The organism is Vibrio artabrorum, assembly GCF_024347295.1.
Classification (GTDB): Bacteria; Pseudomonadota; Gammaproteobacteria; order Enterobacterales; family Vibrionaceae; genus Vibrio; species Vibrio artabrorum.
In genome coordinates this window covers 1,214,694-1,236,385 of the sequence record NZ_AP025459.1, presented here as the reverse complement: position 1 = coordinate 1,236,385, position 21,692 = coordinate 1,214,694, and the positions used below count along the sequence as shown (strand labels likewise).

At 41.2% G+C, this 21,692-nt stretch carries 18 protein-coding genes and 3 pseudogenes; 13 read left to right on the top strand and 8 right to left on the bottom strand.

The annotated features are described in order from the left end of the window. Positions 1-8: 8 nt before the first annotated feature. Entirely contained in the window at positions 9-1,244 is a 1,236-nt protein-coding gene (gene moeA, locus OCU36_RS19535; RefSeq protein ID WP_261840148.1) for a molybdopterin molybdotransferase MoeA, read from the bottom strand. A gap of 218 nt (positions 1,245-1,462) precedes the next feature. Between moeA and folE the strand changes: the two genes are divergently transcribed. Continuing rightward, the gene (gene folE, locus OCU36_RS19530) at positions 1,463-2,116 is read left to right on the top strand and encodes a GTP cyclohydrolase I FolE (RefSeq protein WP_261840147.1); all 654 of its coding nucleotides are present in this window, start codon (positions 1,463-1,465) and stop codon (positions 2,114-2,116) included. Positions 2,117-2,272: 156 nt separating this feature from the next. On the opposite strand, the gene OCU36_RS19525 is transcribed toward folE, so the two are convergent. The 4 genes from OCU36_RS19525 to OCU36_RS19510 all read right to left on the bottom strand — a co-directional run bounded on the left by OCU36_RS19525 (position 2,273) and on the right by OCU36_RS19510 (position 5,253). Then, a complete protein-coding gene (locus tag OCU36_RS19525) occupies positions 2,273-2,854 on the bottom strand; it encodes a hypothetical protein (RefSeq protein ID WP_261840146.1) in 582 nt (193 codons plus the stop codon). Beyond that, a complete protein-coding gene (locus OCU36_RS19520) occupies positions 2,847-3,386 on the bottom strand; it encodes a YaeQ family protein (protein ID WP_261840145.1) in 540 nt (179 codons plus the stop codon). Before OCU36_RS19520 ends, OCU36_RS19525 begins: the two co-directional genes overlap by 8 nt. A gap of 117 nt (positions 3,387-3,503) precedes the next feature. Beyond that, entirely contained in the window at positions 3,504-3,713 is a 210-nt protein-coding gene (locus OCU36_RS19515; RefSeq protein WP_004737278.1) for a cold-shock protein, read from the bottom strand. A gap of 448 nt (positions 3,714-4,161) precedes the next feature. Then, positions 4,162-5,253, bottom strand: coding sequence for a PQQ-dependent sugar dehydrogenase (locus tag OCU36_RS19510; RefSeq protein ID WP_261840144.1), 1,092 nt, complete (start codon positions 5,251-5,253; stop codon positions 4,162-4,164). 266 nt (positions 5,254-5,519) lie between these two features. Here OCU36_RS19510 and OCU36_RS19505 point away from each other — a divergent pair, with 266 nt between their 5' ends. The 4 genes and pseudogenes from OCU36_RS19505 to OCU36_RS19490 all read left to right on the top strand — a co-directional run. Then, positions 5,520-6,713: a multidrug effflux MFS transporter gene (locus tag OCU36_RS19505; protein WP_261840143.1), complete on the top strand. Its 1,194-nt coding sequence runs from the start codon at positions 5,520-5,522 to the stop codon at positions 6,711-6,713. 100 nt (positions 6,714-6,813) lie between these two features. Next, positions 6,814-7,626, top strand: coding sequence for a crotonase/enoyl-CoA hydratase family protein (locus tag OCU36_RS19500; protein WP_261840142.1), 813 nt, complete (start codon positions 6,814-6,816; stop codon positions 7,624-7,626). A 252-nt stretch (positions 7,627-7,878) separates the two neighbouring features. After that, a complete protein-coding gene (locus OCU36_RS19495) occupies positions 7,879-8,991 on the top strand; it encodes an NADH:flavin oxidoreductase (protein WP_261840141.1) in 1,113 nt (370 codons plus the stop codon). Between the two features lie 687 nt (positions 8,992-9,678). Next, positions 9,679-9,849, top strand: a pseudogene (locus OCU36_RS19490) (IS6 family transposase); the annotation flags it as partial. Positions 9,850-10,044: 195 nt separating this feature from the next. On the opposite strand, the gene OCU36_RS19485 reads toward OCU36_RS19490, so the two are convergent. Together OCU36_RS19485 and OCU36_RS19480 are read right to left on the bottom strand one after the other, a co-directional pair. Then, entirely contained in the window at positions 10,045-10,563 is a 519-nt protein-coding gene (locus OCU36_RS19485) for a DUF6622 family protein (RefSeq protein WP_261840139.1), read from the bottom strand. Positions 10,564-10,600: 37 nt separating this feature from the next. Continuing rightward, positions 10,601-10,819, bottom strand: a complete 219-nt coding sequence (locus tag OCU36_RS19480; RefSeq protein ID WP_261840138.1) for a hypothetical protein — start codon at positions 10,817-10,819, stop codon at positions 10,601-10,603. A 359-nt stretch (positions 10,820-11,178) separates the two neighbouring features. Between OCU36_RS19480 and copI the strand changes: the two are divergent. Both copI and OCU36_RS19470 read left to right on the top strand, forming a co-directional pair. Continuing rightward, positions 11,179-11,553, top strand: a pseudogene (gene copI, locus OCU36_RS19475) (copper-resistant cuproprotein CopI); the annotation flags it as partial. 211 nt (positions 11,554-11,764) lie between these two features. Next, complete coding sequence (locus OCU36_RS19470; protein ID WP_261840137.1) at positions 11,765-13,129, top strand: NCS2 family permease; 1,365 nt, start codon at positions 11,765-11,767, stop codon at positions 13,127-13,129. A 148-nt stretch (positions 13,130-13,277) separates the two neighbouring features. On the opposite strand, the pseudogene OCU36_RS19465 reads toward OCU36_RS19470, so the two are convergent. Beyond that, positions 13,278-13,832 (bottom strand): annotated as a pseudogene (locus OCU36_RS19465) (IS3 family transposase); the annotation flags it as partial. 514 nt (positions 13,833-14,346) lie between these two features. On the opposite strand from OCU36_RS19465, the gene OCU36_RS19460 reads away from it, so the two are divergent. The 6 genes from OCU36_RS19460 (at position 14,347) to OCU36_RS19435 (ending at position 21,483) form a co-directional block, all read left to right on the top strand. Continuing rightward, positions 14,347-15,594 carry an MFS transporter gene (locus OCU36_RS19460; protein ID WP_261840136.1) on the top strand — a complete coding sequence of 416 codons (1,248 nt, stop codon included), beginning with the start codon at positions 14,347-14,349 and terminating at the stop codon, positions 15,592-15,594. Positions 15,595-15,607: 13 nt separating this feature from the next. After that, positions 15,608-16,597, top strand: a complete 990-nt coding sequence (gene argF / locus OCU36_RS19455) for an ornithine carbamoyltransferase (protein ID WP_261840135.1) — start codon at positions 15,608-15,610, stop codon at positions 16,595-16,597. 107 nt (positions 16,598-16,704) lie between these two features. Further along, the gene (locus tag OCU36_RS19450) at positions 16,705-17,928 is read left to right on the top strand and encodes an arginine deiminase (protein ID WP_261840134.1); all 1,224 of its coding nucleotides are present in this window, start codon (positions 16,705-16,707) and stop codon (positions 17,926-17,928) included. A gap of 140 nt (positions 17,929-18,068) precedes the next feature. Further along, positions 18,069-18,974: a carbamate kinase gene (gene arcC, locus OCU36_RS19445; protein ID WP_261840133.1), complete on the top strand. Its 906-nt coding sequence runs from the start codon at positions 18,069-18,071 to the stop codon at positions 18,972-18,974. 56 nt (positions 18,975-19,030) lie between these two features. Then, positions 19,031-20,293: a RidA family protein gene (locus OCU36_RS19440; RefSeq protein ID WP_261840132.1), complete on the top strand. Its 1,263-nt coding sequence runs from the start codon at positions 19,031-19,033 to the stop codon at positions 20,291-20,293. Between the two features lie 95 nt (positions 20,294-20,388). Then, complete coding sequence (locus OCU36_RS19435) at positions 20,389-21,483, top strand: ArsR/SmtB family transcription factor (RefSeq protein WP_261840131.1); 1,095 nt, start codon at positions 20,389-20,391, stop codon at positions 21,481-21,483. The last annotated feature ends 209 nt before the right edge of the window (positions 21,484-21,692 follow it).

Here is a 21,692-nt window from a genome sequence, read left to right as displayed (position 1 = left end):
AAGCCTCGTTAGTAAAGCGTCGAGTTAAACAATTGAATCTGAACTGTTTCACCAACTTCAACACGACCACGTTCACGCTCCAGTACCACAAAGCAGTTTGCTAAACTCATTGAGCGGAAAGCGCCGGAGCTTTGGTTACCTGTTGTTTCGACGACAAACTGACCGTTTTCAATCGAGTAGATACCACGTTGGTAATCCGTGCGGCCTGGGGCTTTTTTGAATGCAGATTTTGTTATCGCTGGAATCGATTCTGGCGCTGTCCATGCCGAGTGACCGGCTAATTTAGCCAGCATTGGTTGGACCAAAACATACATGGTCATCATCGCTGATACTGGGTTACCCGGCAGGCCGCAAAACCATGCGTCATCCAATTCACCGAATGCGAACGGTTTACCCGGTTTGATTGCCAGTTTCCAGAAGCCAATTTGACCAAGCTCTTCAAGGATGTCTTTGGTGTAATCCGCCTCACCAACGCTCACACCACCAGACGTGATGACAACATCTGCGAGTTCTTGAGCTTTCTCGAAGGTTTCTTTCAGTGTTGCTGGGCAGTCGGGGATGATGCCGAGGTCGATCGCTTCACAACCAAACGCTTCAATCAGCGGTTTAATACCGTAACGATTGCTGTCGTAGATTTGACCGTCTTCAAGAGGCTGACCTAATGGCTTTAACTCATCACCCGTAGAGAAGAAAGCGACTTTCGGCTTATGTAACACCGTCACGTGACTGACCCCCAACGACGCAATCATTGGAATATCGCGAGGCGTTAAACGTTCGCCACGGCTCAGCACAATATCACCTTGTTTGATGTCATCCCCAGTTGGGCGGATGTTATTGTTCAGCTTGATATCGTCTTGTTGAATCTCTATCCCAGCGTCCGTTTCGACGGTATTTTCTTGCATGATGACAGCGTCACACCCTTCAGGGATCTTGGCTCCCGTCATAATGCGAATACAGGTGTTGCTAGGCCATTCGCCTTCAAACGGTTGACCCGCAAAAGATTTGCCCGCTAATGGCAGGACTCTGCTGTTTTTTAGATCCGTTAGGCGCAGCGCGTAACCATCCATTGCTGAGTTATCAAAAGGAGGAACAAAAATAGGGGAAAGAATGTCTTCAGCAAGGACATAACCGAGAGCTTCAGCAAGAGGCAGAGACAGAGTCGTTTGGATGGGTTTGATTGGTGATAGCAGCTTATCTAGCGCATCTTCAATTGGCATCAAGCCCGGAGCGTCGCAACAGCCCATAATTGAAATCCTTTGATAGTCATTATTTTTGATTTTGTGGTTGGCGATGGTGACTCATTAATGATCACATTACGCCTAATTCACCCGTGAAATTACCGCCACTTTAGCATAGTTTAGGCCCCGTAAATAATGACCGCCTTTAAAATATGGCTGTATTTATTCAAAATTCCTAGTATCCTTGTTTGCCATCCAGAAGGGGTTATAAAAGAGGAAGTTCAATGTCAGGTCTTAGCGAATCAGCGAAGTTAGTTAAAGATGCGCTAGCAAGCCGCGGGTTAGAGACACCAATGCGTCCTAATCAGGTTAGCCGAGAAGAGAAGAAGGAACGAATCGAACACCATATGCGCGAGATTCTCACTCTCCTTGAACTTGATCTTACGGACGATAGCCTGGAAGAAACACCGCAACGTATTGCTAAAATGTACGTTGATGAAATTTTCTCTGGTTTGGATTACGCCAACTTCCCTAAAATTACCGTCATTGAAAACAAGATGGGCGTTCGTGAGATGGTACGCGTAAAAGACATTACCGTGACCAGTACTTGTGAACACCATTTAGTGACAATTGATGGTAAAGCCGCAGTTGCTTACATTCCTCAAGGTAAGATCATTGGTCTTTCAAAGATCAATCGAATCGTTCGCTTCTTCGCACAGCGCCCACAAGTTCAAGAGCGTATGACTCAGCAGATCTTGGTTGCATTACAAACGCTACTCGAAACCGATGATGTGGCTGTTACGATGGATGCGGTCCACTACTGTGTGAAATCGCGTGGTGTTATGGATGCAACCAGTGAAACGACGACCACAGCTCTGGGGGGGATTTTTAAATCGAACCCGGCAACGCGACACGAGTTTTTACACGGTCTGCGTTAATGATACTGGTATGATTCAATGAACCCAGTTTGTCCGCTGTAAACGGATGTTGATTGAAAATACTTAAGCCTCGCAATAGCGGGGCTTTTTTGTGTCTGTGGGATGAGTTTGCGGCTGTGGGGATAGTTGCTTCCGACTCAGCCGCTGGTGGCATACTTAAGAAAGGTTAAATAGGCGCTTTAAGTGGTGATAAAGCCCTGATGGTTTGTTTTCTGCTTGATAAAGATGCAAACCATCATAAAAGCTGCCCATGAACGCCACTCGAATTTCATCGTCTGTGCTTCGTGATAAACGAGACAGGAGTTTGGCCGTGACTGCCGCGTGATCATTAGCCAAGCTGTAATCCATTCCGAGTCGTCCTTGAATGAATAACCACAAGTGCGTCACCAATTTTAATTGCTGTGAGTGAGAATGTTGAAACTTGCCGCTATGCTCTTGGCCCAAGGTGTTCTCGAAGACATTTTGCATCACTTCGCTGACTTCTTTGCTACTTTCAAAACGGTAGCTGACATCGATATGAATTTTCGTTAGCAGTCCAAGCAAAGTTTGTCGCTCTGAGTTGTCAGGCTTATTATCACGGGCGTGTTTAAAAAGAGCATGGTTTTCGTCAATAAATGACTTTAACTCTTTTTCATAGTCTGTCTTCAACGCTTTGACTGAATTGAGACCAGCAAGCTGCAAACAAGCTTCAAGTTGAGTTTGGGGCTGAGATTCAGTCTGATTTGGGCTCTCAATCATTACTCTGTAGCTCTTCCCACGTGACTTCTGCCGATTGCGTGTCGCTGTTAACGAACGCAGAGTTACCCGATAGCATGACAGAAAGATCCATTGTGCGCTGTGTCATTTCAGCGAGCTGCTCGATACCGGTGTTATCCAAGCGGACAATTTGAGCTTTTAGATAACCGAATTTGCCTTTGTTTTGCTCCCACCACACGTTCGACTTTGTGTTGAAACTGAAGACGCGCACAGACTTTGATAAGCGAGTCGCTTTTTTCACACGCTCTGGATCGGGTTCGCCAACATCAATCCACTCTAGGATTTGGTCATCTAACGACTTCTGCCATAAATCAGGTTCTTCAATGCTAGACAACCCTTTAGTGAACTCAAGTTCAGGAGAGGCATTGATACAGAAAGCCATGACACGCGCCATCATGCGCTGTTCTGTTTCAGAAGGGTGTTGTGCAACCGTTAGATTAAAAGAGTCGTAATAGTCGCGATTCATATCGGTTAAAGAGATACGAAACTTATAGATTGTCGGTTTGAGAGCCATTGAGAGGGTGTCTTAGGTAGAAATAGTGAAGGGGAATATTACCTTAAATCTCTGAATAGCGGGTAAAAAAATAGCCAGCAGAGGCTGGCTATTTTTAGAAAGCTTTAAAATACTGAATTAAAGTACTTTGATGCTGTCAGCTTGTGGGCCTTTTTGACCTTGAGATACGACGAACTCAACTTTTTGTCCTTCAGCAAGAGTTTTGAAACCTTCGCCTGTGATAGCAGAGAAGTGTGCGAATACGTCTGGGCCGTTTTCTTGTTGAATGAAGCCGAAGCCTTTAGTTTCGTTGAACCATTTTACTGTACCAGTAACTGTGTTAGACATGATGATATCCTAAAATTAAATTTTTATTTTGAGCCAATTGTGGCACTGATAGCGTGGAAAAGTTTATTGCTATTGCGTACAACACAACGGGGTTACTAGTAATCCAACGAAATGTTTATATACAAAGAACTTTCTTTCTAGCCGATTTGGAGTCTAAATCAAATTAAGGGATAGTCAATCGAATCCATAGGTAAAGATTACAGAAATTTGGGACCAGTCAAACTTTGCATTCCTTAAATATCATAGAGTTACAATTATATGGCGGTTTGTTGTTGTTTTTGTGAAAAAGGCAGTTGAAATTGATGACGAATTTGGAGTAATTGCTCTGTTTTGGTGCGTTCATTTTTGCAAATTAAAAGCCGTTCATTGGGTGTTGAGACTGCGTTTAACGGCTTGTATTGATCAATGCCGTGGTAAGGCAAACGCGTTTACTTGAAAGAGCTCTCGACTACTTTTTCAAGCGGTACAGGTTGCCATTATCGGTGCTGAAGAAGATGTCGCCGTTTGGTGACGTTTCGATGTCTCTTATTCTTTCCCCCAACGCCTCTAAAATGCGTTCTTCTTCGATGGCTTCACCTTGTTCATTGACGGTCACAATATTGATGTGAGTCAGTTTTAGTGCGCCAGCCAGCAGCTTGCCTTTTAGTTCTGGGTACTTCTCTCCTTGGTAAACCACCAAGCTGCCCGGAGCGATTGAAGGAACATAGACTTTTTTAGGTGCTGCAACACCCTCTTTGGTTGCAGACTCGCCAACGCTAATAGGGCCCCAATACTCTTTTCCGTGGGAGGTGATTGGCCAACCGTAGTTGGCGCCGGCTTTGATTAGGTTAATTTCATCACCACCGCGCGGACCGTGTTCAATCGACCACAGCTTTTGTGTCGGGAAATCGTAATACAGCCCTTGAGGGTTACGATGACCATAGCTCCAAATCTCATTGAGCACCTTGCTGTTATCCGTGAATGGGTTATCACTGGGTGTGCTGCCATCGGCATTCAATCGCAATATTGATCCGGCGTGAGTCATGGTATCTTGGCCGTTGTCTCGGTCACCACGGTCGCCGATTGAAAAATACAGGTGGCTATCATCAAAGGTGATACGGCTACCAAAATGACGTCCGGTGCCCGTTCTGGATTTCGACACCAACACGTCTGTCCAATTGGTGATTTCATTATTGCTGTAATTAGCAGAAGCCAGTGTCGTTACGCCTTCACCATCGATGTTTTTACTGTAAGTGACGTAGAACTTGCTCATTTCAAAAGGGGACAGTGCGATATCCAATAATCCACCTTGGCCTTTGGCCCAAACATTTGGCAATCTAAATAACGTCTTTTGATCCCCCGTTTGCAAATCAACATGTTTAATGCTTCCCGCTTTTTCTGTGATCAGCATAGAACTCTCATTGACATAAGCCAGCCCCCAAGGAACTTTGAGTCCGTCAGTGATCTTTTCGGCTTGCCATGCCAAAGCAGAGGGGGAAGCGACTGCGCTTGATGCAATGAGTACTTTGGCAAGGTAGAGCGCTGGGCGATAAGTGATCATTAAAGCACCTCGGATGTGATGATGTTGTATTAGTTTAGCTTGTGGGTGACAAGTGGACCGTTCGCTTGAGTAAAATGTGACTATCCACATATTTACTCAACTAATATTGTATGAATAAACAAGCTAGCGTATGTTTACACGAACACCTTTTTTTGGTTAATTCGGCTCACAATGAATATTCACTCTGCAACATCTCATCTGTTTTCTTTGTCTTTATTTTATCCTGCAGATAACAAAGCCATCTCTTATCTTGGACACATGACATTATGAGCCGTGGATTTGATTTTAAATCTATCTTATTGGCATGTTTGGTCATCAGTATTGGCCAGCTCAGTATGGGCTTGGTGTTTCCTTCTTTACCTTGGATCGCGAAAGATTTTGATGTCTCGCTAGAGCAAGCTCAGTTGTTGGTGAGTGTCTATTTGTTAGGTTTCGGGCCTTCTCAGTTTATTTATGGTCCTATCTCGGATGCTTTAGGGCGTAAAAAGGTTCTGCTGAGTGGTTTATTAATCGCTATGCTTGGATTATTGATGATCATCTTCTTCAGTCACTCCTTTACCAGTATGGTGATGGGGCGATTCCTGCAAGGTTTGGGGACTGGTTGTTGCGCGGTTTTGGCTCGCGCCTCCACGCGAGATAGATTCAGTGGGGCAGATTTGCCCTTGGCGATGTCTTATATCGCGATGGTTGCATCGATAACGCCTCTATTCGCGCCGGTTATTGGTGGTTTTATTAACTTCCATTTCGGCTGGCACATGGTGTTTATTTCGTTACTTGGATACGTCTCACTTGCTTGGTTTGTATTGGTGTTCAAGTTTAATGAGACCGTGAATAGGCTCTCGGCGATCCCTTCCCCCAAGACCATGTTCTTTCAATATAAAGCGTTACTGACCTCTCGTTATTTTATGAGTTTTGCGAGCATCGGTTGGCTTAACTTTAGCTTGATGATCACGACGGTCTCAGTGATGCCGTTCATCATGCAAAACCAGATTGGTATGACGTCGGATCAATATGCCATGTGGGCGGTGATTCCTGCGCTAGGTATGCTCGGAGGAACGAGTTTCTGTAGTCGTATCCGTCCTATATTAGGCAACAAGAAAACACTGCTGTGTACGCCGGTATTACACTTTTCCGCGGCCTTATGGCTTTTCTTTTGTCCACTTGATCCTCTGTACCTAATGCTTGGTCAATTCTTGATGATATTGGGTAATGGTATCGCGTTACCTTGTGCTCAGTCTTTAGTGATGTTGCCATATCATAAGAATGCTGGTGCCGCTGCTGCCATGTCTGGCGGTGGGCAAATGATCGTGTCTTCGATCGTGAGTATGGGATTGGTTAAGCTAGGTTTAGGCGAAGCGTGGCACTTATCGATTGTGATCACTGTTTTCACACTGATTACTTTGTTTAATATTTTTCGTGGTTTTGGCACCCAAGAAGCAAGAGAATCTCAGTTAAGCTAATGAGTGAGAACAACACAGTTCTCGCTTCTGAATGTGTAAATTTGGCATAGGTTAATAAAATGTATAACCTAAAGGTCTGACCACTAAAAAGGTAGCCACCATGCCAAATCTCGACCGTATTACTTGTTCTATCGATGAAAACCAAATTGCGACGGTTGTGTTGAATCGGCCCGATAAGCTCAATGCTATTGATATGGCAATGTTCCAAGGCGTGAATAATATGGTGACTCAGCTGAAAAAGAACACCGAAATTCGCGCCGTAATAGTGAAAGGCGAGGGAGCTGATTTTTGTTCAGGGCTTGATGTTAAGTCCCTTTTAACGAGTAAATCTGGGGCAATGAAGCTCTTGTTCAAATGGCTACCGATATTGCCTAACGCTGCACAACGCTTTTCACTGGGTTGGCGAGATATTCCATGCCCGGTCATTTTTGCGATTCATGGTCGTTGTTGGGGAGGTGGTCTGCAATTGGTCTGTGGCGGTGATTTTAGAATTGCTAGCCCCGATGCGAACTTCTCAATATTGGAAGCAAAGTGGGGGTTGATTCCGGATATGGGGGGCGCTATCGCATTTCGAGAGTTAATGCGTAAAGATCATACTTTAGAAATGGCAATGACCGCTAAAGTGATCGACTGTGAAACCGCGAAAGAATATGGATTGGTGACAAAGATTGCCGAAGACCCTTACGCAGAAGCCTATGCATTGGCACTTGAGTGCGCGCATCGGTCGCCAGATGTTGTCGCTGCTAACAAGAAACTCTACAACAAGACTTGGTGGTCAAGCCCTGGCATGGCTGTGTTCTACGAGACTTGGTATCAGATAAAGGTAGGGTTAGGTAAGAACAGGGCGATTGCTGCTCAACGTGAAATGCATCCAGACAAACCACGCCCATACGTCGCCAGAAAGTTTAAATAGCCATTAGCAAGTCGCAGCTCTTGTGAGAACTACTGGCTTAGTCTAAATAAAATTGAACACAGTCGTTTATTAAAACTGGGCGCCCTTCGTGTATTCTCATTTCCCTATCTTTTTTCTCTCTTTCTCATATGAGAGTGCCACTCTCTTAATCTAGATTAAGTTTTCCCTATCTTATTCTCGGTAGTATCCGCACTGAATCAGTGCCCATGTTTAATGGGTAACTCGCGTAATACGATTTTGAGAGGAAGACACTTGAGCACTTTGTTTACAGAAACCCACATTGGCAAGATGAGACTAAAGAACCGCTTCATGAGAAGTGCAACGTGGGAAAATATGGCCACTGAAGATGGGCATATGACAGATAAACTGTACGCTATCTATGAAGAGCTGGCTCAAGGCGAAGTCGGCCTGATCGTGACGGGTTACGCGAACATCGTTGAAGAAGAAAAGCCAAATGCAGGCATGATGGGGATGTATAACGATTCATTCATTGCAGAGTATCAAAAGCTGACTCAACTAGTGCACGATAACGACTCTAAAATCGTGATGCAATTGGCTTATGGTGGCACCAAAACCACGTATGATCTTGGCGAACGCGTGATCTACGCACCAAGTGAAGTGCCAGAAAAAGGAACTCAAACGCTAGGCAAAGCGATGACCAAAGACGAGATCGACTACATTGTTGATGCCTTTGCTCAAGCGTCTTTGAGAGCACAAAAGTCAGGCTTTGATGGCGTTGAGATTCATGCCGCTCACACTTACCTGATTAACCAGTTCTTAAGTCCTTATTACAACCAACGTGAAGATGAATACGGCGGTAGCTTAGAAAACCGCATGAGATTCTTGTTAGAGATCTATACCGCGACGCGTAAGCTGGTGGGGGATGATTTCCCTATATTAGTTAAGCTGACTGCATCGGAGTTTTTTGAAGGTGGTGTCACCTTTGACGAAACACGTATTGTGTGTAAAAAGCTTGAACAAGTGGGCGTGGATGGCATTGTCGTATCAGGTAATATTCATGGTAAAGCAGACACTATGATTGGCGAGTCGCACGATGGTTTTACCATTCAAGCAGAAGGCTACTTCCATGAGTATGGCGATGCGATCAGCCAAGACGTTAATATTCCCGTGATCACGGTTGGCGGCCTGACGGATTTTGATGCTATCGAAGCAATTGCCAACAACACAGGCATAGAATACTTTGCCCTTTCAAGACCGCTGCTTTCTGAACCGCATTTAGTTAAGCGTTGGAAGGACGGAGATAGAAGCCCGGTAGAATGTGAGCGATGCTCTAAGTGTCGTACTAAGCGTGGTAACTTCTGCGTGGTGAATAAAGACCGAAAAGTGCAGCTTGCTCGTATGTAGTTGCTGAACCCAACTCCGAGCGAGAGCCGAAATTTATCGCCGAATCTAAGTTTGAGCCTGTGTAATCGCGCAGGCTTTTATTTATTTCGTATTCTATGAAACGGAATTTGAAACTGTATTCATGTAATACTCATCGTAGTCAATCACGGGTCATTTTAGCTTGTTAAAAACCTCGATAACTTCGTTAGAATGTTTGCTTGTAGAATAACGACTTATCGAAGCTGCTTGTCGAAAAGAGCGGCCTTGTTCTCAAGTTTTTATCCTGCGCTATTTTTGAGCACTTACTTACTGTGATTGGTATGACTCAGATTTCTCAAAGCTAAAGTCGGCGATAACGGATTACGACAGCTGTTGATAAAGTATAACCACAGATTTGTGTCAAAAGACCTGTGTCCCATTTATATTGAAAAACACGTTAAATCAGTTGGCCACTTGCACTTTTTATGTATTCAGAACTATCTTTGAAAGTATATAAGCTTTAAGGTCAAATAATCGACAAATGATGGTTGTAAATGAGAACTTTTTCAACGGTCAGGCAAATATCAGCACAATGGCATTGACCTTACCCTTAGGGAAACCTTTATACTTTGCGCTCCAAAATCAAAGGTAAGCTATGACAAACACATTCCGAATCACTTGGATTACGGTTTTCAGCATCGTTACGATGTTGATGTCTAGCTTTGCCTCCAGTTCAACCGTTGGGTGAAGCAAAAAACACGTCAAGCGCTGGGTTGGAAGTCAACGGAAGGAGCCTTGGCCAGTTTGCATGGTCGAGAAGTGTGGACGATGTTAAAACAAGAGCAGATAGATATTGAAGGGCAGACGGCCTTTGAGCGATTCTACGCACTCGCAGTATAATTGTATCTGTAGGGTTGGTCTGCCACGCCTCTAATTAGATTTGCGACAGAACCGTTTTAGCTCGTCTATTAGTTTTTCGAAGATACTTCTCTGACCTCTTCCTGCCCTAAGCAGCTACGCTGTCACAGGCGAGAGTTCTTATATTGCCATAAGAACAACTATGTATCGCTAATACGAATGAATCGGCGATACATCTTAAACTGCAGTAGTTGATTTTCTCGTTTTTACTACAACATTAAGGTTTCCTAACGTATTGCCCCAAAAAGAACCGATGCTAACTCCTGATAAAACACAGAAAACTGTGATAAAAGAAGCAGAGCTCACGATTTGGGGATCAACTGCAATAAAAGCAGAAAATACATAATGTGAAATAAAAGCAAAGAGTATCAGTAATAGAGAAATGGGTTGTCCCGGTAGTGTTAACATCATCGTATTGGGGTCATATTTAGCCTGACTAATGAAGACTCTATTAACTAATAGAAGACCTAATACTCCTACCACAAGAGAAGCGACAACTATGGTTAAGGTTAAGCTAGTCAACGGTACAGTTGTTGTGATGCCATAAATACCCCATATAAAGAAAAGCATAGGTATAATCAATAATCTTCCAACAGACACTTCCCTTGGTCTTAATGATGTAATCCCGCGACGGACTAAATAGGCAAAAAGAAACCATACCCAAACAGGTGTATTCCTAACTATTTCAATAAACATCTTTTAATCTCTTTTACAGGCGAAATCTTTACTTAAACTACGTATCTAACGAAATAATAAGCTCTCTAACTTCGGCATTATTTAGGAAAAGTGTGTATTTTTTTGCTTCAACACAACCTAAAATTACCACTATAGCTCTAGTGCGTGTTTTAGGATCGCTCCACCAGTTAAACAAGGTGCTACGGCCAAAGCCACTCATTGCGACAACATCGCTTATTTTAATGTGTTTCTTCTTAGTAAACTCATTAAGTGTCATATTTGCAAGTCCTAAAAATAGACCTTAATAGAGAAATAAGTCTACATATTAGACTTTAAGTGGTCAAGCAAAGTTAGTCATGACTTTAGAGTTTTTCCAATACAATTGTTCTGATTCATTGGGCTGTTTTTGCCCAACCCCCGAAATGGGGTTGTAAGCCGGAACCCGCCAAAATTTTGCTAAATCATTTCATATAGGGGGTCTACGCCGGAACCGCCAAAATTTCCGACATAGGATTGTAAGAATGTGAGTCATTTGATTGGTATGGGAATTAAGTTTTTCTATCTACCTATACACTCTAATATCATTGATATGAAGGGCGAAAGGACAAGGATTTTAAGTATTTATTCAGTTGCTTGATGTCTGAAGTAGGTATGCCAGCTAAAGGCGCGAATCCCGATAAAGTTGTTTATGTTCTGCTGAGTGATGACATGAAAATAACATTCAAAAATCAAGTGGATATTCAACCTAATGACGTGGTGCAATTCGTTGTCATGAATACTGGTAAGATTGATCATGAGTTCTCGATTGGCTCTGCCTCAGAGCAGTTAGTACACCGTGAAATGATGAAAAATATGGGGAATCACGCCCATGATTCGGGTAGTACCGTCACCGTTAAGCCGGGAAAAGCGAAGCAGTTGCTATGGCATTTTCATGGTGACAACAAGGTAGAGTTTGCATGTAATATTCCTGGTCATGCGGAAGCGGGGATGGTGAAAAAAGTTACTTTATAGTTTGAATATAGGTGCATACCTAGTTGGAATAAATAACAGCTAGGTATGCTGCTTAGCTACTGGGTTAGAGCTTTAAAACACTAAACCTTTAGTGATAACTATTGCAGACGTAAACGTTTACCTGTATTTTCTCGCCTTTAAAATTGTCACTCAAATTTTTGATTAAGAACGCTCCTTATTGAGCATTCTTTAGTACTACAAAGGAAATAGCATGTCCGAGAATTACGTCCCCCAAGCAAGTGATACACCTGCAAAAGGTCGTTGGTTAGATAACTTCTTCTTAATTTCACAACGTGGCAGTAATGTACGTCGTGAGGTTTTAGCTGGGTTAACAACCTTCTTGGCTATGGTCTATTCAGTCATTGTTATACCAAGCATGTTAGGTACAGCAGGTTTTGATCAAAGCTCAGTATTTATTGCCACTTGTTTGGTTGCAGCATTTGGCTCATTGTTGATGGGGCTTTGGGCAAAATTGCCAATGGCGATTGGTTGTGCCATTTCATTGACCGCTTTTACTGCTTTCAGTTTGGTACTCGGGCAGGGCATCTCTATCCCCGTTGCGCTGGGCGCAGTCTTCCTTATGGGCCTTATCTTTACTGCTATCACCGTGACAGGTGTGCGTCAGTGGATCTTAACCAATTTACCTGAAGGTATTGCACACGGCACTGGCATCGGTATTGGCTTATTTTTACTGCTTATCGCAGCAAGCGGTGTTGGCTTGGTGATCAAAAATCCAGTAGAGGGCTTGCCAGTAACACTCGGTGAATTCACGTCTTTCCCTGTTATCATGTCGATGCTGGGTCTTGCGGCTATTTTCGGCTTAGAGAAACGTCAGGTGCCGGGGGGGATCTTACTGGTGATCATCGCTATCTCAGCATTTGGTTTGATCTTTGACCCTGCTGTTCAATATCAAGGCTTCTTTGCTCTACCAAGCTTTGGTGGTGAAGACTCTTTGATAGGTTCTATGGATATCATGGGGGCGCTTAATCCTATCGTTCTGCCAAGTGTGCTTGCGTTGGTGATGACCGCTATCTTTGATGCGACAGGTACGATTCGCGCAGTAGCCGGCCAAGCAAACCTTCTTGATAAAGATGGCAACATTATCGATGGCGGTAAGGCACTCACTACTGATTCGGTTTCAAGTATTGTTTCTGGCGCAGTCGGTGGCGCTCCAGCAGCGGTTTACATTGAATCTGCAGCGGGCACCGCTGCGGGTGGTAAAACGGGTTTAACAGCAGTAGTGGTAGGTGTACTTTTCTTATTCCTATTGTTCTTGGCCCCAATTAGCTACCTAGTTCCGGCTTACGCAACGTCACCTGCACTGATGTATGTTGGTCTATTGATGTTGAGTAACGTTCGCAAACTGAATTTCGATGACTCTGTGGATGCACTAGCCGGTCTGGTGTGTGCAGTATTCATTGTACTGACGGGTAACATTGTAACCGGTATTATGCTTGGTTTCTTATGTTTAGTGGTCGGTCGCGTATTTGCAGGCGAATGGAAAAAGTTAAACTTAGGTATCGTCTTGATCACGATAGCTCTCGTTGCTTTCTACGCGGGTGGCTGGGCAATTTAAAGCAAATGGCTAAAACACTTTTCACTAATACCTAGCCTTTCGCTGGGTATTTTTTTATGGCGAGCAGAATAAAAGGTGAGGTTGTTCGTCACCCTGTCTTATGACGAGTAGCTTAATAGCGGCACTAAATGGAATCGGTAAAATAGTCAATTCCAGCATGAGTCAGAACTCGGTTACTAAGATCATAGAATATAACCTCTATATCCCAACAATTCCCCTTCCTACTCATGCTTTGTTTTAGATTATGAGCTGCGATTAAATCTCGGTAGTCTTTTGAGCAATATTGGCTTCCCTCTATCACTATCGATAATCACGTCTTCTGGCTGCCTCTGCGGAACAATGCCATTGATAGTGCATCACAGACCAGAGTGGCGGTCATTCTGGTGCTCATTGACCAACCAACGACTTGCCGTGAGTACAGGTCGATAATAACGGCTAAATACATCCAACCTTCGCTAGTCGCGAGATAGGTGATATCTCCAGCCCATTTTTGATTTGGTGCTGTCGCATTAAAGTCTTGTTCAAGCAAGTTCGGGGCAACAGGAAGCCTATGCTTACTGTCTGTCGTACATTTGAACTTACGGGCGGCCTTCGCGACTAAGCTCTGGCGTTTCATGCTCACGGCAATTGTTTTTACATCGTGCTTATTACCATTTGCCTCAAGTTCTTTTTGAATACGCCTTGCACCGTCATGACTTTTATTGTCAGGTACAGGGGTACGTTTTTCATAGCTAAAGTGTTCATCAAGTTCAGATTAAACGTCAGACATTTTCTAACCAAGTTGATTATGCAGGATTTGAATTATCCGATCTGTTCTGGTCAATCTACATGCTGATTTCTTTTATATGCTTCTATAAAGAAGATGATAGGTTACTCGTACCTAAAAGTAGTTCTTTATTTACGAACAACAGTACGCAATAGGTAATTTCTGAGTAATTATTATTGTTAGAAGCTAAGTTGAGTTTTTCCAAATGGTAAAAGAATGGTAGCAAAACTGAGATGATGATTACACGGTAGAACAATTATTATGTTTTTGTTGCGTTCTTAATCTTAACTTAACCTATTGATTTTATGGGGTTTAAATTTCATGATCGATTGGGCTTGTGGTTTAAGTGTTTGTTTTATAAGTGATTTTCTGATTCTTTTCTGGTCTATATAAAGTTAAGGTTAGATTTATATAATAATTCCTAGTTTGAAACTAAATTTATGGAGTTGTTGTGAAGCATAAAATAAAAGCAATGATTGCTCTTATAATAAGTGGTTCTGTTATTTATGAATTACCTTATTTGAGTTATATCTATTATGATTTATTGTTGGAAAGTTTGAATATAAATAATACCGAAATGGGTATATTGATGAGTGTTTATGGATTTATAGCCATGATAGGTTATTTTCCTGGGGGATGGTTAGCAGACCGAGTATCTGCAAGATATTTGCTGAGTTTTTCTCTTTTTTCAGGAGGAATAATAGGCTTATGGTTTTATACATTACCGCCCTCATTTACATCTTTGGTATTAATTTATTCCATATGGGGTGCTACTACATCTCTTACATTTTGGGCTGCATTGATGAAAGCAACAAGGTTGTTGGGAAGTAGCGAAGATCAAGGAAAATTATTTGGAATCTTAGAAGGAGGTCGTGGGTTACTACCAATAATCTATGGACTATTGATTGTCGGTGTCTTTAACTACTTCGGAGCCGGAGTTTTAGGGTTACAAAATGTAATCTTATGCTATGCAGTGCTTGAGCTTATTGGGGCTGTGTTTGTTTGGATTGCGATACCTAGTCAGGATGCAACTAAAGGGGAGAAAACGGGAGCAACTCTTAAAGAAGTTTTAGTAGTAACTAAAAGTAAAGAACTTTGGATGTTGGCTTTAATAATCTTTTCATCATATACACTGTATAGCGGCCTAAGTTATTTTACACCATACATTACTAATTACTATGGAGCGTCTGCGTCACTAGCTGCGACAGTAGGACTCATACGAACATATGGCTTAGCTTTATTTGGCGGGCTGATAAGTGGTTTTATTGCGGATAAAACAGGATCTAAAGTCCGAGTTGTAATGTTTGCAAATATTGTTCCTATTTTATGTCTGGCTGCATTTATTGTTTTTCCTCAGTCAGAAAATTTGCTTATTCCAATTACTGGACTGATATGTCTGCTAGGCTTGGCTGTATTCATGACTCGCGGTGTCTATTTTGCAATTGTAGACGAAATAAAAGTACCAATAAGATACAGCGGGGCAGCAATGGGTTTTATCTCTCTTATCGGATTTATGCCTGAATCATTTGTGTATATATTGTTTGGGTGGTTAATTGACAACTATCCAGGCATTAAGGGTTATCATTATATATTTTCTTATATGATCGCTATTTCCTTCCTTGGATTTGTAATTGCAGCAATTTTATACCGTCAAGTTAAACAACAAAATTTTTACTTCATTGAATCAACTCAATCATAGGGGATATATAAATATGGCTATCAACTTAAAAGGTCGTAGTTTCTTAACATTAATGGATTTTTCACCATTGGAAATTAGGTATTTACTAGATTTATCTCATGACCTGAAATCTAAATGTCGGGCTGGTATAAATGATAAACTTCTTGATGGAAAAGAAATTGTTCTTTTATTTGAAAAAACATCAACACGTACTAGATGCGCGTTTGAAGTTGGTGCAGGACAAGAAGGTGCTCATGTAACATTCTTAGATTCGAATAGCTCACAAATGGGTAAGAAAGAGTCATTAGAAGATACGGCGAAAGTACTAGGTCGATACTATGATGGTATTGAGTACAGAGGCTACGAACAAAGTGTTGTCGAAAAGCTTGCTAAATACGCAGGTGTACCTGTGTGGAATGGATTAACAGACGTAGATCACCCAACACAGATTTTAGCAGACTTAATGACTATTGAAGAGCATGTTCATAAACCATTAAATAAAGTCAAAATTGCTTTTGTTGGCGATACGAGAAACAACATGTGCTACGCATGGATGTATGGCGCAGCTAAGATGGGAATGCACTTTGTGGCTCTTGGTCCGGAAGAACTGTATCCAGATGAAACGATTCTTAAGGAAGTAAACGCTGTTGCCAAAGAAACTGGAGCCCAAATTGAACTGGTGAGCGATGAAAAAGTACTGAATGATGTAGATGTCATTTACACAGACGTATGGGCCGGAATGGGTGAAGAAGATAAGTTACGTGAACGTGTAACGTTGCTGAAGCCATATCAGGTAACACAAGAGTTAGTAAGCAATATTGGGACTGAAGATTGTATCTTTATGCACTGTTTGCCGGCTTATCATGACTTTGAAACTACATTCGCTAAAAAAGCGCTTGATGAGCAGGATATTGATTGTAGGGAAGTGACTGATGAAGTGTTCCGGGCGAAATATTCAGTAGTATTCGATGAAGCTGAAAATAGGATGCACACTATCAAATCTATTATGGTTGCCACCATCTAATATTCTATATTTTTATAGATACTTTAAAAATTAAATAAACGGAAAATAATATGCAGGTATGATGTTCGATTTGTTTGTGCCTGCTATATCTTTGAGAGGCTATTAAAATGGAAAAATATATTCAAGTGCACTCTGAAATTGGAGAACTTAAGCGAGTTCTGCTACACAGACCTGGAGAAGAATTAAATCGTCTTCATCCAGACTATTTGCAAGATATGTTGTTTGAAGACACTCCGTACCTTCCGGTTGCTCAAAAAGAACATGATTTTTTTGCTAATGCGCTAAGAGAAAACGGTGTTGAAGTAGTCTATATGAGAGATCTATTTTCTGAGGCAATGCTTATTCCTCAGGCAAAAGAAGAGTTTATCAATGAATTTATTAGCTTAAGTCATATAAAATCGGAAATTATAAAGTTAGCAGTTAAAAAATTATATATCGAAAAAAAACAGGAAGAATTTATTGATGTTGTATTACAAGGTATAAGGAAAGACGAACTTTCATTTGATAAACCAACTCTGGCGAATTATCTTATGAGTGATTATCCATACGTAGTTGATCCATTGTCAGCAGTATATTATATGCGTGACAATAGCATAAGTGTGGGTGATGGTACTATTATTTCTAGAATGAGTAAGCGATTCAGAGAACGAGAGCCACTTCTACTGAAATATATTCATAAATATGTTCCAAGATTTGTGAATTCCGATATTAAGTACTGGTACGACGATGATGCAGAATATGGTATTGAAGGTGGGGACGTAGCGGTATTGTCTGAAAAAGTGGTCGCTATTGGCTGTTCTGAACGAACGACTTTCGGAGCAATTGAGAACCTATCAGAAAAGCTGCTAAGAAATGGATTCGAACGAGTCGTTGTTTTTGATATGGTTGAGAAAAAACGATCAACTATGCACTTAGATGACATCATGACCATGGTTGATCACGACAAGTTTATAATAAATGCCATGATGGATGACCGCGAAAAAATAAATGTTTACTGTGTTGAGTTATTTGATGAACAGTTAAGTATTGAATTAATGAGCGGAGAGTTAAAAACTATTTTTGAGCAAGTTCTGGAAGTCGAGCATGTTACGCTAATTAGTTGTGGAAATGGTGATTTAGTTGATGGCATTCGTGAAATGTGGAATTTAGGCGCGAATGTACTAACTTTGGCTCCGGGAAAGGTAATCGCTTTTTCTCGTAATGATATTACAAATAAACAATTAGAAGATATTGGTATTGAAGTAATCAAAGTTCCGGATGCTGAGCTAGTAAAAGGAAGAGGTGGTCCTCGTTGTATGTCTATGCCTTTACTAAGAGTTAAAGCACTGTAGTAACGAAAATCCTAAGTGAAATTTAAAATATTAGGTGTTGAATAATTAGATATATTAAATGAATGAATATTTGTTCGTTCAACACCTTATTAAACTAAAATTAAGTAAGTTTAATGATATCAATCAATGAGGTTTTTAATATGCACAAGCCAATTTTAGTTGTAGCTGTCGGTGGGAATGCCTTATTACAACGTGGTGAGATAATGAGTTGTGATAATCAAAAAAAGAGCATTTCTGCTACTTCAGAAGCTTTGGCAAAATTACATGAAAAATATCGATTGGTAGTTGTTCATGGAAATGGTCCGCAAGTGGGCTTACTTGCGCTTCAGAACTTAGCATATCAAGATTGCCCGTCATATCCGTTTGATGTCTTAGGGGCTGAAACTCAGGGCATGATTGGTTACTTAATACAACAGAGTCTTAAAAATAAATTACCAGGTAAGCATGTTACAACAGTATTAACACAAATAGCTGTAGATGAGAATGATCCGGCCATTGTTGATCCAAGTAAGTTTATTGGTCCTATCTATGATCGGGACACAGCAGTTTCATTAGCAGAAGAGAATAATTGGGTGATAAAACCTGACGGCAATAAGTGGCGTCGGGTAGTTCCTTCCCCTGCACCAAAGGCCATTGTTGAATCTGATGCAATAAAATGTCTTTTAGAGCAAGATCACATTGTAATTTGTGGCGGAGGTGGTGGGGCTCCGGTCATTGATAATAAAGGCACTTTAAGCGGATTTGAAGCGGTCATTGATAAAGACATGACCGCTGCGCTTATTGCTAATGAAGTAGGAGCATCAGATCTTCTTATTCTTACTGATGGTACTCACGCGTGTGTTGATTGGGGGTTGCCAACTGAAAGAAAACTTGAAGCAGTTACTATTGATGAGATTGGAATTTATGAGTTTGCGGCCGGTTCAATGGGTCCAAAAGTAGCAGCATGTTGTAATTTTGCTGAAACTGGTGGTACTGGACATATTGGTGATTTGTATCTGGCTTTAGACGTGATGAACCGAAGTACAGGTACTCATATCAGCAAGTAACGTTTCTAGTCTGTTAGCTTATAAACTAGGCCTATATAAATAGGAGAAATATCGACATGAGCGGTATTATTAAAAATTCTCGAAACACAGGCAATGCACCAGAAAGTTCAGCATCTACACAAACTGTCGCATTTTCTCACTACAACAATATCTCTGCACAGCTTCCTCTTAACCCTAAAACCGGTTCTATGGTTGAAGGCGGCGTAAAAGTGCAAGCGGCACAGTGTCTTGAGAACATCAAAGCAATTGTTGAAAGCATCGGTCACGCTATGACTGATGTGGTTCGTATCAATGTTTACATGAAAAATATCATGGATATTGATTCTATCGATGAAGAATACATTGGCTTTTTCCCGGGCTATCTGCCAACGCGCACAGCACTAGCAGTAGCAGCCCTTCCAATGGAAGGTGCTCTGGTTCAGATGGATGCAGTTATCACTAACGGTGAAGGCTCTGGTACTCAGGAGCCGTGTGACTTAATTAAGTTAGTAAGAAACACAGAAGGCGCACCAGTGAGCGCTCTCTCTACTCACTCTGTCGCGTTCTCGCACTACAACCACATCTCTGCTCAGCTACCGGTTAATCCTAAAACAGGCAACATCGTAGTTGGCGGCGCAAAAGAGCAAGCTACTCAGTGTCTTAAAAACATCAAAGCCATCATGGAAGGTGTCGACGTACCTTTTGATGACATCGTCAAAATTAACATTCATGTTCAAAATCTGGACGACGTAGAAGCGGTAAATGAAGCGTACACCACCTTCTTTCCTAGTTCTTCTATCGCAAGAACAGTTGGTTACATGCCAGCACGTTCAGTGGTTGCCGCTTCCGGCCTGCCGATGGACGCACTGGTTCAAATCGATGCAACAGTTTCACATGGTGACGGTACTCCACCGCAAGCAGTTGAAGACAGACACGGTATTGGTATCAAAGCCAATAACACGGATGCAGCACCTAAGAGCCCGTTATCAACTCAGTCGGTGGCATTTTCTCACTACAACAACGTATCTGCTCAGCTTCCTGTTGATGTTGCAACTGGTGCGCTTGTTGCTGGCGGTGCGAAAGAGCAGGCAGAACAATGTCTGAAGAGCATCAAAGCGATTGTTGAAAGCATCAGTCATGAAATGGATGACATTGTTAAGATCAATATCCAGCTTAAAGATGTTGCCGATTTAAACGCAGTAGATGAAATCTACTCAACGTTCTTCAAGGGTGATATGCCGGCAAGAACCGTGATTGGTGTGGCTGATATCCCAATGAGTGCTTCAGTACAGATCGATGCGATTCTTTCCAACGGTGAAGGTACGCCACCGAAGTTATAATACTTTGAACTACGGTCACCTTAAAACTCTGGAATCATGGTGGCCGTTTCTTGTAGGCTAACAAAATGTAGTGGGATTTTTTTACAATGAATGCAATGAGTACAACCAATACTATTAAGATCTCTTATCGGAATAGTCCTGCATTTGATGTGGTGGCTTGTTTACATGCGATCGCAAAAAACAAAGATAAAAAGATAACGAATAAAAGGCTAAATAGTATCGTAAGTGTCATTTCTAAAGAGCTTTATGACGATATTATTGCTTATTCAAAAATTACTTACGATTGGTTGTTGATACTTGATATGGTAACTAGCCTTGATGCTAAAGAAAATATACCGCGATCTATAGATAGCATTCTTGAGGATATTTCGTCTCTCAGTGATTTAGAGTTCTGTAAGTTTTTAATTGGTGAACACAAATTTGATGATGCAATGCTTCAGAGTTTACTTGATATTCCTGAATTATCTTTAGATATGTCTCAGTTTTATCCTTCTTATGTCGATAAAAGAGAACTGTATAATTTTATATACTCACGGGATAAAATTAGAGCTCAAATAATTAATACAATTAACGTGTTTTGGAAAAAAGTTTATCGTTCTATCTGGCACACTAATAGGGTGGGTGCTGATTTTGCACTATCTTCTTTATCGTATAAAGTGGATGGTAATACAAATATACTTCTAAAATCATTAAATAAAAACTTATCCTGCGTATATGGTCAAATTATATACTCTAATATTAATGAATATCCTGTGTTTAACTTTCCTTTTCATCGTGCCATAAAGAAAATAAATGTATACAGTTCGATGTTTTTATTTCCGCATAATTATATGAATACATTTAGTGAGCAATTGAACTTAAGCTATGCTCTGTCTTATGAAAACCAATCAGAAGACAACTTCGTAGATCGAGAACTGGTGAATGAATTAAAATCTGTCTCAGATAAAGTCCGGCTATCAATACTTATAGATACTAGAGATAATCCTATGACTACTTCTCAGATGACAGCTAGATATAGCTTAACAATTGGGAATATCTCAAAGCATATAAAAATTCTTAGAAATGCAAATCTTCTTCACAGGAAGAGAATTAAGCATGAGGTTTTTTATTTTTCTGACAAAGAAAAATTGTCTAATATAATTAGCAGGTTAATTGATGTAACTAATTATAGTGGTCTAATGAAAAAGTAGAAAGATATTATATTGACTAGTATTGACGTTTTGTTAGGTGCTAATTAAATAAGGGAGGGTAATGATGTTCTAAATTGCTTTCTCTTTTTATACCAGACCTATTTGGTTATCTACCCTAAAGGAAATTGTATATTTTACTCCAAACCCTATGTGTCGTGAAGTATGCCTAAGCAATAGGGGTTTATTATATCTTCGTAATTTAAGCTCTA

Bases quoted from the DNA above. Each gene is read 5' to 3' on its own strand.
- moeA (WP_261840148.1), bottom strand. From the start codon at position 1,244: ATGGGCTGTTGCGACGCTCCGGGCTTGATGCCAATTGAAGATGCGCTA.
- folE (WP_261840147.1), top strand. From the start codon at position 1,463: ATGTCAGGTCTTAGCGAATCAGCGAAGTTAGTTAAAGATGCGCTAGCA.
- OCU36_RS19525 (WP_261840146.1), bottom strand. From the start codon at position 2,854: ATGATTGAGAGCCCAAATCAGACTGAATCTCAGCCCCAAACTCAACTT.
- OCU36_RS19520 (WP_261840145.1), bottom strand. From the start codon at position 3,386: ATGGCTCTCAAACCGACAATCTATAAGTTTCGTATCTCTTTAACCGAT.
- OCU36_RS19515 (WP_004737278.1), bottom strand. From the start codon at position 3,713: ATGTCTAACACAGTTACTGGTACAGTAAAATGGTTCAACGAAACTAAA.
- OCU36_RS19510 (WP_261840144.1), bottom strand. From the start codon at position 5,253: ATGATCACTTATCGCCCAGCGCTCTACCTTGCCAAAGTACTCATTGCA.
- OCU36_RS19505 (WP_261840143.1), top strand. From the start codon at position 5,520: ATGAGCCGTGGATTTGATTTTAAATCTATCTTATTGGCATGTTTGGTC.
- OCU36_RS19500 (WP_261840142.1), top strand. From the start codon at position 6,814: ATGCCAAATCTCGACCGTATTACTTGTTCTATCGATGAAAACCAAATT.
- OCU36_RS19485 (WP_261840139.1), bottom strand. From the start codon at position 10,563: ATGTTTATTGAAATAGTTAGGAATACACCTGTTTGGGTATGGTTTCTT.
- OCU36_RS19480 (WP_261840138.1), bottom strand. From the start codon at position 10,819: ATGACACTTAATGAGTTTACTAAGAAGAAACACATTAAAATAAGCGAT.
- OCU36_RS19470 (WP_261840137.1), top strand. From the start codon at position 11,765: ATGTCCGAGAATTACGTCCCCCAAGCAAGTGATACACCTGCAAAAGGT.
- argF (WP_261840135.1), top strand. From the start codon at position 15,608: ATGGCTATCAACTTAAAAGGTCGTAGTTTCTTAACATTAATGGATTTT.
- OCU36_RS19450 (WP_261840134.1), top strand. From the start codon at position 16,705: ATGGAAAAATATATTCAAGTGCACTCTGAAATTGGAGAACTTAAGCGA.
- arcC (WP_261840133.1), top strand. From the start codon at position 18,069: ATGCACAAGCCAATTTTAGTTGTAGCTGTCGGTGGGAATGCCTTATTA.
- OCU36_RS19440 (WP_261840132.1), top strand. From the start codon at position 19,031: ATGAGCGGTATTATTAAAAATTCTCGAAACACAGGCAATGCACCAGAA.
- OCU36_RS19435 (WP_261840131.1), top strand. From the start codon at position 20,389: ATGAGTACAACCAATACTATTAAGATCTCTTATCGGAATAGTCCTGCA.